At 62.8% G+C, this 15,463-nt stretch carries 12 protein-coding genes; 11 read left to right on the forward strand and 1 reads right to left on the reverse strand.

Annotated features, from left to right (window positions below; all coding sequences use genetic code 11):
* Nucleotides 1-16: 16 nt before the first annotated feature.
* The 5 genes from DAES_RS14140 (at nt 17) to wtpA (ending at nt 5,885) form a co-directional block, all read left to right on the forward strand.
* Nucleotides 17-1,237: a bifunctional 3,4-dihydroxy-2-butanone-4-phosphate synthase/GTP cyclohydrolase II gene (locus DAES_RS14140; RefSeq protein WP_013515717.1), complete on the forward strand. Its 1,221-nt coding sequence runs from the start codon at nt 17-19 to the stop codon at nt 1,235-1,237.
* A 39-nt stretch (nt 1,238-1,276) separates the two neighbouring features.
* Nucleotides 1,277-1,747 carry a 6,7-dimethyl-8-ribityllumazine synthase gene (ribH, locus tag DAES_RS14145; RefSeq protein ID WP_041271458.1) on the forward strand — a complete coding sequence of 157 codons (471 nt, stop codon included), beginning with the start codon at nt 1,277-1,279 and terminating at the stop codon, nt 1,745-1,747.
* Between the two features lie 3 nt (nt 1,748-1,750).
* Entirely contained in the window at nt 1,751-2,206 is a 456-nt protein-coding gene (gene nusB, locus DAES_RS14150) for a transcription antitermination factor NusB (RefSeq protein WP_013515719.1), read from the forward strand.
* Nucleotides 2,207-2,226: 20 nt separating this feature from the next.
* Nucleotides 2,227-4,728, forward strand: a complete 2,502-nt coding sequence (gene leuS, locus DAES_RS14155; RefSeq protein ID WP_013515720.1) for a leucine--tRNA ligase — start codon at nt 2,227-2,229, stop codon at nt 4,726-4,728.
* A 170-nt stretch (nt 4,729-4,898) separates the two neighbouring features.
* A complete protein-coding gene (gene wtpA, locus DAES_RS14160; RefSeq protein WP_013515721.1) occupies nt 4,899-5,885 on the forward strand; it encodes a tungstate ABC transporter substrate-binding protein WtpA in 987 nt (328 codons plus the stop codon).
* 94 nt (nt 5,886-5,979) lie between these two features.
* Here the strand turns inward: wtpA and DAES_RS17440 are convergent, their stop codons facing one another.
* Nucleotides 5,980-8,844 carry an autotransporter outer membrane beta-barrel domain-containing protein gene (locus tag DAES_RS17440; RefSeq protein WP_013515722.1) on the reverse strand — a complete coding sequence of 955 codons (2,865 nt, stop codon included), beginning with the start codon at nt 8,842-8,844 and terminating at the stop codon, nt 5,980-5,982.
* Between the two features lie 251 nt (nt 8,845-9,095).
* Here DAES_RS17440 and DAES_RS14175 point away from each other — a divergent pair, with 251 nt between their 5' ends.
* The 6 genes from DAES_RS14175 to lon all read left to right on the forward strand — a co-directional run bounded on the left by DAES_RS14175 (nt 9,096) and on the right by lon (nt 15,460).
* Entirely contained in the window at nt 9,096-10,151 is a 1,056-nt protein-coding gene (locus tag DAES_RS14175; protein ID WP_157864870.1) for a hypothetical protein, read from the forward strand.
* Nucleotides 10,152-10,299: 148 nt separating this feature from the next.
* Nucleotides 10,300-10,806 (forward strand): LPS assembly lipoprotein LptE, encoded by a 507-nt coding sequence (gene lptE / locus DAES_RS14180; RefSeq protein ID WP_013515724.1) that lies wholly within the window; start codon nt 10,300-10,302, stop codon nt 10,804-10,806.
* A gap of 23 nt (nt 10,807-10,829) precedes the next feature.
* Complete coding sequence (locus DAES_RS14185; RefSeq protein WP_013515725.1) at nt 10,830-11,822, forward strand: DNA polymerase III subunit delta; 993 nt, start codon at nt 10,830-10,832, stop codon at nt 11,820-11,822.
* 58 nt (nt 11,823-11,880) lie between these two features.
* Nucleotides 11,881-12,564, forward strand: coding sequence for a RadC family protein (gene radC / locus DAES_RS14190; RefSeq protein WP_013515726.1), 684 nt, complete (start codon nt 11,881-11,883; stop codon nt 12,562-12,564).
* Entirely contained in the window at nt 12,564-12,836 is a 273-nt protein-coding gene (locus tag DAES_RS14195) for an acylphosphatase (RefSeq protein WP_013515727.1), read from the forward strand. The genes radC and DAES_RS14195 overlap by 1 nt, the downstream gene beginning before the upstream one ends.
* A gap of 98 nt (nt 12,837-12,934) precedes the next feature.
* Complete coding sequence (lon, locus tag DAES_RS14200; RefSeq protein WP_013515728.1) at nt 12,935-15,460, forward strand: endopeptidase La; 2,526 nt, start codon at nt 12,935-12,937, stop codon at nt 15,458-15,460.
* Nucleotides 15,461-15,463: the final 3 nt, after the last annotated feature.

A 15,463-nucleotide genomic window follows, 5' to 3' on the forward strand; every position in this document is an offset into this window, starting at 1 on the left:
ACGAGGTACTTTGAACATGGCACTGTGCACCCTTGAAGAGGCCATTGAGGATATCCGCCAGGGCAAGATGGTGATCATGGTGGACGACGAGGACCGCGAGAACGAGGGCGACCTCGTCTGCGCTGCCGAGGCCGTCACCCCGGAGATCATCAACTTCATGGCCACCCACGCCCGCGGACTCATCTGCCTGCCCATGAGCAACACCATGGCCGACAGCCTCGGCCTTGAGCTGATGACCAAGAAGAACGAGTCCGGGTTCGGCACCAACTTCACGGTTTCCATCGAGGCCCGCGAGGGCGTGACCACCGGCATCTCGGCCAAGGACCGCGCCACCACCGTGCTGGCCGCCGTGGCCGACGGGGCCGACGAGAACTCCATCGTCACGCCGGGCCACATCTTCCCCCTGCGGGCCAAGGACGGCGGCGTGCTGGTGCGCGCCGGGCAGACCGAGGGCGGCACGGATATCGCCCGGCTGGCCGGGTTCAAGCCCGCCGCAGTCATCTGCGAGATCATGAACGAGGACGGGACCATGGCCCGCATGCCCGAGCTCGAAATCTATGCCAAGAAGCACAACCTCAAGATATGCTCGGTGGCCGAACTGATCGCCTACCGCATGAAGTTCGGCGGCTACTCGGTGACCAAGGTGGCCGAGGCCAACCTGCCCACCCGCTGGGGCAACTTCAAGAGCGCGGCCTTCTATTCCGAGACCGACGGCAAGACCCACATCGCGCTCTACAAGGGCGACATCACCCCGGACGATGCCACCCTGGTGCGCGTCCACTCCGAGTGCCTGACCGGCGACGTGTTCGGCTCGGTGCGCTGCGACTGCGGCCCCCAGCTCCAGGACGCCATGTGCATGATCAACAACGAGGGCAAGGGCGTGCTCGTCTACATGCGCCAGGAGGGCCGGGGTATCGGCCTTGGCAACAAGATCCGGGCCTACCACCTCCAGGACCAGGGCTACGACACCGTGGAGGCCAACGTGAAACTCGGCTTTCCCGCAGACCTGCGCGAATATGGCACCGGGGCGCAGATCCTGCGCGCGCTGGGCGTCTCCAACATGCGGCTGATGACCAACAATCCCAAGAAGATGGTGGGTCTTGAAGGCTACGGCCTCAAGGTGGTCGAGCGCGTGCCCATCGAGGTGGGCGCCTGCGAGCTGAACAGGAACTACCTCAAGACCAAGCGCGACAAGATGCAGCACATTCTCCACGTTGACGAAGACGACAAAGCGTAACATAGTACATAGACCAATTTTCATCACACGGGAGACACCATCATGCCCCTGAAGACCATCGAAGGACAGCTCAACGCGCAGGGCCTCAAGGTGGCCATCGTGGCCGCGCGCTTCAACGACTTCATCGTCGACCGCCTCATTTCCGGCGCGGTCGATTACCTGGTGCGCCACGGCGGCAGCGAGGAAAACCTGACCCTGGTGCGGCTGCCCGGCGCCTTTGAGCTGCCCCTGGCCGCCCAGAAGCTGGCCCGCTCCGGCAACTACCACGGCGTGGTCGTGCTCGGCGCGGTCATCCGCGGGGCCACCCCCCACTTCGACTATGTGTGCAACGAGTGCGCCAAGGGCGTGGCCCAGGCCAGCATGGAATCCGGCGTGCCCATGGGGTTTGGCCTGCTCACCTGCGATTCGCTCGATCAGGCCATCGAGCGGGCGGGCAGCAAGGGCGGCAACAAGGGTGTAGAGGCGGCTTCGGCCATGCTCGAGACCATCCGCGTCCTGGAACAGCTCTAGCCCATGTCAGGCAATAAAAAGGGCAACCGGCCCGGCATCCGCAGGGTGGGACGCACCCTGGCCTTTCAGGTGCTCTACGGCACCCACTTTGACGACCCCAAGAACCCGGTGGACATAGGGACCGCGTTTGAGCGCAACCCCATGGTCGAGGAGCAGGAATCCGAGACTGCGCGGGAGTTCGCCCGCGCCCTGGTCCTGGGCGTGGACAAGAACCTCGCCCGCATCGACGCGGCCATCGGCGAGCACTCCCAGCACTGGAAGTTCGACCGCATCGCGGTCATTGAGCTGTCCATCCTGCGCCTCTCCCTCTACGAGATGCTGTTCACCGACATCCCGGTCAAGGCCGCCATCAACGAGGCCATTGAGCTGTCCAAGCTCTTTGGCGACGAGAAGTCGCGCGGGTTTGTCAACGGCATCCTCGACGGCGTGGCCCGGACCATGCCCAGCGGCAAAGCATAATCTCCAAAGGATAACAGACCATGGCCTTAGGCAAATACGATCCCCAGGCAGTCGAGCGGAAATGGCAGCGCATCTGGCAGGAGTCCGGATGCTTCGAGGTCGAGGTTGATCCGTCCAGGCCCAAGTACTATGTGCTTGAGATGTTCCCCTATCCCTCGGGCAAGATCCACATGGGCCACGTGCGCAACTACTCCATCGGCGACGTGGTGGCCCGTTTCAAGTCCATGCAGGGCTTCAACGTGCTGCACCCCATGGGCTGGGACGCCTTTGGCCTGCCCGCCGAAAACGCGGCCATCAAGCACGGCGTCCACCCCGCCGCCTGGACCTATCAGAACATCGCCGAGATGCGCGAACAACTCCAGCGGCTGGGCTACTCTTATGACTGGCGGCGCGAGATCGCGTCCTGCCGCCCCGAGTACTACAAGTGGGAGCAGAAGTTCTTCCTGAAATTTCTCGAAAAGGGGCTGGCCTACCGCAAGCACTCGCCCCAGAACTGGTGCCCGGACTGCAACACCGTGCTCGCCAACGAGCAGGTGGAGGACGGCAAGTGCTGGCGCTGCGACTCCGAGGTCGAGCAGAAGGACATGGAGCAGTGGTTCCTGCGCATCACCGACTACGCGGACGAGCTGCTGGCCGACCTGGACAGCCTCGAAGGCGGCTGGCCCGAGCGCGTGCTGACCATGCAGCGCAACTGGATAGGCCGCAGCTACGGCGCGGAGCTGACCTTCCAGGTCAAGGACATGGACCACACCATCCCGGTCTTCACCACCCGGCCCGACACCCTGTTCGGCGCCACCTTCATGTCCGTGGCCGCCGAGCATCCCCTGGTGGACATCCTGACCGCCGACGCGCCCGACAAGGCGGAGGTCGACGCCTTTGTGGCCAACATCCGCAACATGGACCGCATCAAGCGCGGCGCGGACGACCTGGAGAAGGAAGGCGTCTTCACCGGCAAATACTGCGTCAACCCGGTCACTGGCGCGCTCATGCCCATCTATGTGGCCAACTTCGTGCTCATGGGCTACGGCACGGGCGCGGTCATGGCCGTCCCGGCCCACGACCAGCGCGATTTCGAGTTTGCCCGCAAATACGAGCTGCCGCTCAAGGTGGTCATCAACCCGGCGGACCTGCACGCCAGGGGCGAGGTGCTGGCCGAGGCAGACCTGACCGCCGCCTATGCCGACCCCGGCATCCTGGTGAATTCCGGCGACTTTGACGGCATGGACAACGAATCCGCCAAAAAGGCCATTGTCGAACACCTGGACAAATCCGGCCTGGGGACCATGGCCGTCAACTACCGGCTGCGCGACTGGAACGTCTCGCGCCAGCGGTTCTGGGGCGCGCCCATCCCGGTCATCTACTGCGACGCCTGCGGCGTGGTGCCAGTGCCCGAGGACCAGCTGCCCATCCTCCTGCCCGTGGACGCCCAGGTCAGAAGCGACGGCAAGTCGCCCCTGCCGACCATGGACTCCTTTGTCAACTGCGTTTGCCCGGCCTGCGGCAAGCCCGCCCGGCGCGAGACCGACACCTTTGACACCTTTTTCGAGTCCTCCTGGTACTATCTGCGCTACTGCGACCCGCGCAACGAGGACGCCCCCTTCAGCCAGGAGGCCACCGGCTACTGGATGAACGTGGACCAGTACATCGGCGGCATCGAGCACGCCATCCTGCACCTGCTGTACTCCCGCTTCTTCACCAAGGCCCTGCGCGACACCGGGTTTGTCCAGGCGAGCGAGCCGTTCGCCAACCTGCTCACCCAGGGCATGGTGCTGAAAGACGGCGGCAAGATGTCCAAATCCAAGGGCAACGTGGTGGACCCCAACTCCATGATCGAGCGCTACGGCGCGGACGCCACCCGGCTGTTCATCCTCTTTGCCTCGCCACCGATCAAGGAGCTGGAATGGTCCGACCAGGGCATTGAGGGCGCGTTCCGCTTCCTGAGCCGTCTGTGGCGGCTGGTGGAGGAGCTGGAGGACCGGCTCCATGCCGTGCGCCCGACCTCCCATGCCGCCCCTAAATCCGACGCGGCCCGGCAGCTGCGCTTCAAGGAGCACGATACCGTACGCCGCGTCACCCGCGACATCGAGAACGAGTTCCAGTTCAACACGGCCATCGCCGCGGTCATGGAGCTGGTCAACGAGATGTACGCCCTCAAGGACGAACTGGCCGACACCGAGCCAAAGGCTCTCGCCTCGGCCATTGCCACCGCCGTGACCCTGCTCTCGCCCGTGGCCCCGCACCTGTGCGAGGAGCTGTGGCAGACCATGGGCCACGCTGAAACCCTGGCCACCCAGTCCTGGCCGACCTTTGACGAAAGCGCCCTGGTCAAGGACGAGGTCACCCTGGTGGTCCAGGTCAACGGCAAGGTGCGCGGCAAGTTCGAGGCCCCGAACAACGCCCCTGCCGCCGAGGTGGAAACAATCGCCCTGGGCCTTGAGAACGTCGCCAAATTCATCGAGGGAAGCACCGTGCGCAAGGTCATCGTCATCCCCAACAAGCTCGTCAACATCGTGGCCAACTAGGCCGCGCCACTCCAATAAAACGGCAAGGCCGGGCGGATCGTGAGGTCCGCCCGGCCTTTTTTTCCTGCCCCTGGTGTCAAACCTGACGGCACACACTGCCCGTTGACCCCTTCCCAGGATCATGCTCTATGAGACATAATCAAAAAACCCGACATGAGGAGGATATTGCCATGCTGTTTCGTTTCCTAAAATCGACCTGCCTGGGCCTGCTGGCCGCGACCATGCTGCTCGGTCCGGCGAGCGTTGCCAAGGCCGAGCCTGCGGGCACGCTGACCATCTACCTCGCAGGCAGCCTGACCGAGCCGCTCAAGAAGATGATCAAAGAGTTCAACACCCAGTATCCGGCGGTCACCTTCGTGACCAAGGCGGGCGGCAGCACCAAGATGGCCCGACTCATCGCCGAAGGCGGCGAGACGGCAGACATCATGGCCTCGGCAGATTATGTGGTCATCGACAAGACCCTGATCCCGAAATTCGCCGCCTGGAACGCCCGGTTCGCCTCCAACCAGATCGTGCTCTGCTACACCGAGACCAGCAAGATGCGCGACACCATTTCCCCGCAGAACTGGTACGAAATCCTTCAGACCAAGGGCGTGGCCTGGGGCCATACCGACCCCAACCTGGACCCCTGCGGCTACCGCAGCCTGATGGTGCTGCAACTGGCCGAGCAGTTCTACGGCAAGCCCGGCCTGTATGACGCGATCATCGCCAACCGGCCTTCCACCAACATCTACGCCAAGGCCAAGGATCTGGTGGCCCGGCTCAAGGACGGTACGCTGGACTACGGTTTCGAGTACCTCTCCGTGGCCGTGCAGCACGGGCTGGACTATGTGCCCCTGGACCGGCACATCAACCTGGGCGACATGGCGCTCGACCCGTTCTACAAGCGGGCCAAGGTCACGGTCTCCGGCCCCAAGCCCGGCACCACCATCGATCGCATCGGCTCCTCCATCACCTACGGCGTGACCATGCTGAACAACGCGCCCAATCCAGAGGCCGCAGAGGCATTCCTCGGCTACCTCTTCTCGCCCGATGGCGGCCTCATGGTGCTCGACACCATGGGCCAGCCCCCCTTCATCCCGGTGAACGTGCCCACCCAGGCCATGCTCGACGCCATGCCCGCCTCCCTCAAGCCCAAGGTGACGGTGGCCAAATAATCTCGCCTCTCAAATAGAAAGCCCCCGGAAGGACCAGACGGTCTTCCCGGGGGCCATGTCTTGCAATGGATCGGACCTGCCAGCAACTGCCCCTCTAGAACTCCCAGCGCATTTGCCCAAACACGGAGTGACTGTCCGAGGACGCGCTGTATTCACCGGCATAGCCCAGGGTCACCTTGGTGCTTCCGGCGCTGAAGGTCATGCCGAGCTCTCCGGTGAATCGGCTGTCGTCGTTCTTGGTCGTCACCTCGGCGGAGGTGGTTGTCAGGTACTGTTTCACCGTGATGTCGTTGCCCGTCAGGGAGTGAACAGCACCCAGGCCTGCATAGGGAGTCACGGCCAGGTCGTCCTTCATGAAGGTCCGCTGCACGTTGACGGCCACAAGCCCCTCGGAGAAAAACTGGTCCAAGGTCTGGTAGGTGAGGGCGTTGATCGAGCCGCTTTCAGAGAATCCGGGGCGGTGAAGGTGGGTGACGTTCACTCCGGCGCGGGGCGTCACCAGCCAGTTCTCGGCCGGAGACCAATGGTACACGGCCAGGAATTCATTGGCGATCAGCCATGACTCGTACTTGGCGGTGGCTGTGTCCGTGGCGCTGGCCTTGCGCTTTGACTTGTGGTCGGCGTAGGTCACGCTCAGGGTGTCGGCAAAGGTCCAGTCTCCCGCGCGATAGCCGACATAGGCTCCGGCGGTATAGAGCCGCTGGTCTTCATTGTCGTTCGCCACCCAGTCCGAGCCGGTGAAGTCCATGTGCGAGGAGCCGTATCCGGCCATGGCCCCGACCACCCAGTCGTCCCCGATGCGGCGGTCGATCCCCGCCTCCAGGCCGTACATGCCGTAATTGTACCCCTTGCTTGAGGCATCGCCGTTGCGCGAGCCGAAGCTGTACACCGGCTGGAGGTATATGCCCCAAGGAGTCTCTTCCTTGCGGGGATTCAGCAGCCCGTCCAGAGAGCCGATAGACGCCACCATGATCTCACGGTCCTCGTCGCTGTCGCCCATGTCCGCGAGCAGGCCGAGGTTGCGCGATTGGGCCACGCCGGCGAAGGCCTGGGAGGAGGAAAGGATCGTCGTCGACGCCAGGGAAGGCGCGTCGTCCTGCGGAGCGAAGGCGGTGGACACGCTCACGGAGCCGCCCGCGCCCGTAGTCGTGGTGACGTTCACCGCAAAATTGGGGTTGCCAGTGAAAAAAGCGGAGTAATCCGCACCCGTATTCAGGGTCCCGGCGGTGAGAAGGGTGGCCGATCCAAGCCTGTCGGCAAAAGGATCCACAGTGATGGCCCCGTTCAGGGTGGCCGTGCCCGTCACCGTCACCAGCGAATTCGGCACAAAGTTCAGGGACGCTCCGGAATTCATGTCCATTGTGGCCGAGGTCAGGCGCGACCCGCTGAACATTGTGGTTTTGGAGCCGGCGTTCAGGGTCAGGGTGGACGCCGAGGCCGAGCTGTCACCGTTGAGTGACCAGATGCCGCTTCCGCTGTGGGTGACGGATTTCCAGTTGCCGTCGAGGGTAAAGCCGAGGTCGCTGTCGCTCCGGATGATGAGATCGGCTAAGCCGTTTTGGCCAGAGACAGAGCCGTTGAGAATACGTGTCCCTGTGTCCAGATATACAGAACTGTGCGTGCGCGCCAATATTGCTTGGGATTTGGTGCCACCCTGGGCATTTATGGAGCCGGTGTTTATAAAGGTGTTGCTGCTAGTAACTCCAGAAGGGTTGGTTATGTACACACCGGTGGCAGCTCTCGGGCTTGTTGCAGTGACCAAGCCTGAATTGGTGAACGTCGAGCCCTTTTCTAATTGCACTCCATATGCCACGTAATCACCTGTGGCGGTGATCGTACCCGTGCTGGTCAGCGTCGAGAGGCCGGAAGTAATCGCGCCAGCTGCACCATCCTTGGTCGAAACGGCTGCCACCGTGCCGGAATTGATGACCTTCGAATCATTATCAAGCACCACACCGAATGCAGGTCTGGTGATGGATGTGGAGGTGATCATGCCCGTGTTGGTGAGCGTCGAAGAAAAGTCAACATGTGCGCCCCTTGAGAAATAGCTGGTCGAACTGGCTGCCACTGTACCGGAATTGATGACCGTCGCCAGTGTATTAAGATTTACGCCGTATGCAGTTAAACTGTCGGATGTGGCGGTAATCACGCCCGTGTTGGTGAGCGTCGAGAGGCTGGAAAGATCCGCGCCATATGCCTTATCTCCGCTGGCTGCCAGCGTGCCCGAATTGATGAACGTCGATTGATCACCAAGGGATATGCCGTATGCCGATCCGATGGTGGATGTGCCTGTTATCGTGCCCGAGTTCGTTGCCGAGGACTGGGTGTCGAGCATCGCACCATAGCCCGATTCGACAAACGAGGTGCCGGATATCGAACCAGTGTTGGTGAGTGTCGCTGCTGAAGCAAGACTCACGCCGTATGCAAATCCGGAGGTGGATGTGCCTGTTATCGTGCCCGAGTTCGTTGCCCCCGACGAAATCCACACCTGTGCGCCGAACGCATCGCCTGCAGATGATGTACCGCTTATCGAGCCGGTGTTCGTGAACGCTGAGGAGGCCCCGAGGTATACGCCATTCACTTCCCCGGCAGTGGACTCGCCTGCTATCGATCCAAGATTGAATAGCACGCAGTTGTTGTGCAGATAGACACCGTATCCTGTACCATCTTGACTTGACGCGGTTGTGGAGCCGTTCAACTGCAAGAGTGAAGCTTCGTTCAAAAATATGCCAAAGGCATTGTCGGACCCTGTCGCCGTGGCTGAAACGGTTTCATCTAATCCCTGTACTGTCGTGTTTTCAAATCGATAACCGTAGATGTCTGCCGCAGTGGCCAGCGAGAAATGCCCAGCGAGACACGTGAAGATCAGCATGAGAATCAGAGGCGACTGGAACACCGCTGTTTCTAATAAACGCATCATCTGTTGTAAAATCGAAAAGTTGAACTGCAATGCGGACATGCCATTTTCCTTATGGTGATACCGTGCCTATCTCTCGTGTACACGTTGATGCGCCTTCGGGGTCGCCGCGCCGGGACGCCGAACGAAAGGAAATCATGTCCCCATACCATGCAAATGCAACTGGCTGGCGCGTCTGGCAAAAAATGAATTAATTGTGTTTTTGGGACGCATGGAAGCACAGTTGTGCACCAGATAATATGCCGATGGCTGGAATGATGGGCTGGGAAAGGCGCACTGCCTTTTCGGAGTGAGTGTGCAACGAGGTCAGTCAGTGCGGTTTACTTGGGAGGAATAATCGATTAATCCCATTAGAATTTCTTGGCAAAAGCACGGTTATCAGGCTGTCTGCCGTCGATTCGATCGAGAATGCCTCGGAAGCGGGATATGTATCAATGAAAGCAAAAATTCCGTCAGGCCGCCCATCCCTCAACCGCAATCGCGTCGCCGGAGAGCATCTGCGGATTGCCTTGAAAATGCTCGGCAAGAAATGGCGCAGGGATGTCGAAGACACCCGCCACGTGCTCAACTGGGAGAGCTGGATCGCCTGCGGCCTGCCGCGCAGCCCGACGACCATCGACACGGACATCCGCGAGGGCATCCCGGAGAACCGGATTGCCGATTATGCCCATTGTCTCGGCATTATGCCCGAATTATTCATCTCCCCGCAGACCGACATGGTCAAGGTGTTGGCGGACTCGCTCTCCACGGATGACGGCCGGACGCCGTCCATGGTCCTGGGATACAAGGAGGCCTTCCCCAAGCGGTACGTCGAACACAACAGGCAATCGTACATGCAGGAGCTGTTCGCGCTGATGAACGGCGTCTACCGGATGCATTATGTCCTGCAGGGAGTCGAGCTGATCCACCGCTGTACGGTCTGGGTTTATGACGTTGAAGCGTATCGTTTGTTGCTGCGCGGCCGATTCTCCATGTTCGGGGCCGAAAACGAGTTCAACGGCAACATGTTCCGCTGGCACAACAATCTGCACGTTCATTATCTCTGCCAAAACGAGATGGAACTGGGGTACACCATGACCGTCGATCCCCTGCGACACAACCTGGTGAAACGGCGCAGCCCGTTTTGGCTCAAGGGTCAGGGGCTCACGGATCGCGGCCTGGCCGACAACATCCCCATCATCTTCACATACCGCATGGAAATGCTGCCCCTGCCGGATGGGATGACGCATGAGGGATTGTGGCGTCAGGAATGCAAGGCGGTGCTTGAGCAGCCGTTTTTCCCCCCGGGGTCGCCCGAGCACGGAGCGCTGTGGGCGCAAGTGCTGTCGCCGGACGATCTGTTGTCATGACGAGCCGGGATCAGGGGCTGTGCCAAATCACGGGGTCGCTTCTGCCATCTTCCTGGCGTCACTCCCTTCTCATGCCCCTGCAAGTGGACTCTTGTCGCGTTTCCCAGTAGTATCCGGCGTCATGACATCGAATCGTTGGGAGACATACATGCCCTTGCTCCGCATAGCCCCCTTGATGCTGCTCGCCATCCTGCTGCTCGTGCTCGCTGCCTGCGGCTATTCGGTGGGCGGCTCCGGGGAGTCCGTCATCACACCGGAGTACCGGACCATGGCCATCTCCGGCGTGGACAACCCGACCACCCTGGCCTGGCTCGAACCGCGCGTCCGCGAGCTGCTGCGCGACGAGCTGACCCGGCGCGGCACCGTCACCTGGACCGATGAGCGCAGCCGGGCCGACAGCCTCATCCACATCACCATCATCAAATACTACCGGCCCACGGCGGTCGAGGGCTCCAGCGACCAGACCCTGCGCTCCAACGCCATCTTCCGGTTCAGCGCGGAGATCAAGTCCGCCACGGACGGCCACAGCATCTGGAGTTCCGGCGAGATCGGCCAGGACTGGCCCTTTTATCAGGGCCAGGAGGACGAGGCCGACGCCGAGGTCACCAGCCTGGGCATCCGCAGGCTGGCCGACCGCATGGAACAGAACTACTAAGGCCCGCACACGGATACCGCAGCATGCAGCGCACCCGATACCTCATCCTCGTCTGCCCTGACCCGCAGCTGATCAAGACGCAGATCGAGCAGCGCCTTGCCGCGTCCGGCCAGCAGGGGTGGGAGGTCAAGCCCTTCTGGGGCGATGACGACGAGCCGCTGCCCGCCGCCTTCTGGACCGACCTGACCATCAAGAGCCTCTTCGCCCAGCCCAAGGCGCTGGTCATCCGCCGCGCCCACGCCCTCAGGGCCGAGCATTGGGACAAGCTCGACGCCGGGGTCAAGGGAGTGTCAGCCGACATCCTGCCCATCTTCTGCCTGGAGGGCGAGTGGAAGGGCAAGAAGCCGTCGATTCCGGCCACCCTGTCGCGCCGGACCATCTACAAGAAGGCCAGGGACGAGGGGTGGGTGTGGGAATCTGCCGGACTGGATCAGGCGTCCCTGGGCGGGTTTGTCAAGGCGTGGGCCAAAGAGCGCGGGGTCACCTTTGAGCCCGGTGCGGACCGCGCCCTGGTGGCGGCCCTGCCTGCCGATGCCGTGGCCGTGCGCCTGGAGCTGGACAAGCTCGATCTGGCCGCAGGCGACAGCAGGCTCGTGCGCCGCGAGCATGTGGAGCTGGTGGCCCCGGTGGGCGAGATGGAATTCTTCGACCTCATGGACGCCCTGGGCCGACGCGGGGCCGAGGTGGCGGTGTGGAAGCGCGTGCTCGGCGACCACCTCAAGAAATCCCAGGACAGGATGCTCTTCAACCTCATCGGCTATCTGGCCAGCCAGGCCCGCATGTACTGGATGCTCATGAGCGGTGAGGAGGCCCTGGTCAAGGCCCACCCCTACGTCAAGCAGCTCAAGACCGAGGTGGCCCGGCGGCTGGGCCGCCAGGGCGTGGCCCGGATGATAGACCTGGCCCTGGAATCGGAACTGAGCGTCAAGACCGGCGCGCGCCACCACGAGGAGGTCCTCGACGTACTGGTGGCCGGGCTCATCGATTTGTTCCAGCCCCGGCAGACGGCCCGATGAACGGCCCGCCGCGTTATAATATCCCCGTAATAATACCCCGCAGCTTGACACCGAAGCTATGAAAGAGACGGACGCACCGCACTATCTCGGCCACCGCCAGAGGCTCAGGGAGAAACTCCTCCGGGACAGCCGCGCCCTGGCCGACTATGAGATCCTGGAGCTGGCCCTGGCCGCCATCATCCCGCGCCGGGACACCAAGCCCCTGGCCAAGCTGATGATCGAGCGGTTCGGCTCGCTCAAGGACGCGCTCATGGCCCGGCCCGACCAGCTGGAAGCCATCAGCGGCATCGGCCCGGCAGCGGTGGCCCACTGGGCCTTGACCCAGGAGCTGTTCGCCCGCATGGGCGAGGCCCGCACCCGCAGCGGCGCGCCCCTGTCCGACCCGGCAGAGGTGGCCCGCGCGGCCATGGCCCGCATCGGCTCCAAGGGCGTGGAGGAATTCTGGGCCGCGTTCATGGACTCCAAGAACCGGGTCATCGCCTGGGAGCAGGTGAGCAAGGGCACGGTGGACGCCACCCCGGTCTTTCCCCGGGAGATCATGGTCACGGCCCTGCGCTTGGAGGCTGCGGCCCTGATCCTGGCCCACAACCACCCCGGCGGCGACCCGACCCCGTCCAGGGAGGACCTGGACCTGACCCGGCGAATCCGGGACACCGCCCAGGGGCTGGGCATCAGGATTCTGGACCACATCATCGTCACGGACCACGAGTATTACAGCTTCAACGAACACGGACGGCTTTGATGAAAGAGGCGCACTGCACGGTTCACGGCAAGGTCCAGGGCGTCTGGTTCCGGGCCTGGACAGCCGACATGGCCCTTGAGCTGGGCGTCACCGGCTGGGTCCGCAACCGGCCCGACGGCAGCGTGGAAACCGTGGGCCAGGGCGGGGCCGAGGCCCTGGAGCGATTCGTGGAGCGGCTGCACCAGGGGCCGCCCCTGGCCAGGGTGACGCGCGTGGACACCGACTGGCGCCAAGCGGACGAACCGTTCACCCGTTTTTCCGTCGCGGGCTGAAAATCCCCATTTTGCACAAAAAACGGCCTTGCCAAGCCGTCCTGACGACTTATGTGGGGTAACACACGCAATTATCGTCAAAATGAAAGGATCGACCCTTGAGCAGGAAAAAGAACAAATCGCCGGTCAAGCCGACGCGAATCAGGCGCATCACGCCAGATATAGACCAGAAGAAAACCCCTGAGCGCGAGTCTGGAAAGCCGGGCAAGGGCTCCGAGGAACTGCCGGACATCATCGAGGCCCTGACCGGCTCCCCAACCCCGACCACGCCCTTTGCCGAGGGCGACGACGCCTCCGGTCCCGGCCCCGGCGACATCCCCAAAGTGCTGCCCGTGCTCGCCGTGCGCGACATCGTGGTCTTCAACTACATGATCCTGCCGCTCTTCGTGGGGCGCGACAAATCCGTCAAGGCCGTGGACGCGGCCCTGTCCGGCGACCGCTACATCCTCATCCTGACCCAGAAGGACGAGACCGTGGACGATCCGAACCCGGACGAGCTTTACGCCACCGGCACCGTGGGCATGATCATGCGCATGCTCAAGATGCCTGATGGCCGTCTCAAGGTGCTGGTGCAGGGACTGGCCCGGGCCAGGGTCAAGCGGTTCACCGCGAGCGATCCCTACCATATCGCCGAGCTTGAGCCGCTCATGGAGCCGGAAGTGGGCTCCCTGACCAGCGAGCAGGAAGCCCTGATCCGCTCGTCGCGCGAGCAAAGCGAACGCATCCTCTCCCTGCGCGGCATCTCGTCCCAGGACATCATGAGCGTGCTCAACAACGTCAACGAGCCGGGCAGGCTGGCCGACCTCATCGCCAGCAACCTGCGCATGAAGGTCGAGGCCGCCCAGCGCATCCTCGAATGCCACGATCCCATCATCCGCCTTGAGCTGGTCAACAGCCAGCTGCTCAAGGAGGTGGAAGTGGCCAGCATGCAGAACAAGATCCAGACCATGGCCAAGGAAGGCATGGACAAGGCCCAGCGCGACTTCTACCTGCGCGAGCAGCTCAAGGCCATCAAGCGCGAGCTTGGCGACGACGGCGACGAAAGCGAGGAGATGGAGGAGCTCAAGCAGGGGGTGACCAAATCCGGCATGCCCAAGGATGTCATGAAGGAGTGCTTCAAGCAGCTCAGGCGCCTTGAAACCATGCACGCCGAGTCGAGCGAGGCCACGGTCATCCGCACCTACCTCGACTGGATGATCGACCTGCCGTGGAAGAAGCTCTCCCGCGACCGCCTGGACATCAAACTGGCCGAAACGATTCTCAACGAGGACCACTACGACCTGGAAAAGGTCAAGGAGCGCATCCTCGAATACTTGAGCGTACGCAAGCTCAACACCAGGATGAAGGGGCCGATCCTCTGCTTCTCCGGCCCTCCTGGCGTGGGCAAGACCTCCCTTGGCCGCTCCATCGCCCGCAGCCTGGGCCGCAAGTTTCACCGCATGTCCCTTGGCGGCATGCGCGACGAGGCCGAAATCCGCGGCCACCGGCGCACCTACATCGGGGCCATGCCGGGCCGCATCATCCAGGCCATCAAGCAGTGCGGCACGCGCAATCCGGTGATCATGCTCGACGAGATCGACAAGCTCGGCTCGGACTTTCGCGGCGATCCGTCGTCGGCCCTGCTCGAAGTGCTCGATCCGGAGCAGAACTTCTCCTTCACCGACCACTACCTGAACGTGCCCTTTGACCTGTCCAAGGTCATGTTCATCTGCACGGCCAACATGCTCGACTCCATCCCCGGCCCCCTGCGCGACCGCATGGAGATCATCCGCATCCCCGGCTACACCGAGCAGGAAAAGACGGCCATCACGCGGCGCTACATCATCCCCCGGCAGATCCGCGAGAACGGTCTCAAGGAGAGCGAGCTGGCCATCAGCGACAAACTGGTGGCCAAGGTGGTGCGCGAATACACCCGCGAGGCCGGGCTGCGCAACGTGGAGCGCGAGATCGGCACCCTGTGCCGCAAGATGGCACGCAGGAAGGCCGAGGGGGAAAAGGGGCCGTTCAAGATCACGCCCCAGACCCTGCACACCCTGCTCGGCCCGCCCCACTTTCTGGACGACGAAAAGGAGACCGCCCTGCCTCCGGGCGTGGCCGTGGGCCTGGCCTGGACCCCGGTGGGCGGCGAGATGCTGCACATCGAGGTGACCACCATGCCCGGCAAGGGCCAGCTCATCCTCACCGGCAAGCTCGGCGACGTGATGAAGGAGTCGGCCCAGGCCGCCCTGTCCATCGCCCGCGCTCGGGCCGACGAGTACGGCATCGATCCGAAATTCAACGAAAAGCTGGACATCCACATCCATGTCCCGGCAGGGGCCACGCCCAAGGACGGTCCGTCGGCGGGCGTCACCCTGGTCACGGCGCTGATCTCGGCCCTGACCAACACGCCGGTCAGCCCGGACGTGGCCATGACCGGCGAGATCAGCCTGCGCGGCCGCGTCCTGCCCGTGGGCGGCATCAAGGAGAAGATCCTGGCCGCTGTCTCGCGCGGCATGAAGAAGGTCCTCATCCCGGCCCAGAACAAGAAGGACCTGGCCGAGATACCCGACGAGCTGCGCAAGCGCATCATTATCAAGACCATCGAACGGGTCGAGGACATCTGGCCCCTGGCCAAGGCCAAGTAGCCA

Origin of the sequence: Pseudodesulfovibrio aespoeensis Aspo-2 (assembly GCF_000176915.2) — a bacterium.
Lineage (GTDB): Bacteria > Desulfobacterota > Desulfovibrionia > Desulfovibrionales > Desulfovibrionaceae > Pseudodesulfovibrio > Pseudodesulfovibrio aespoeensis.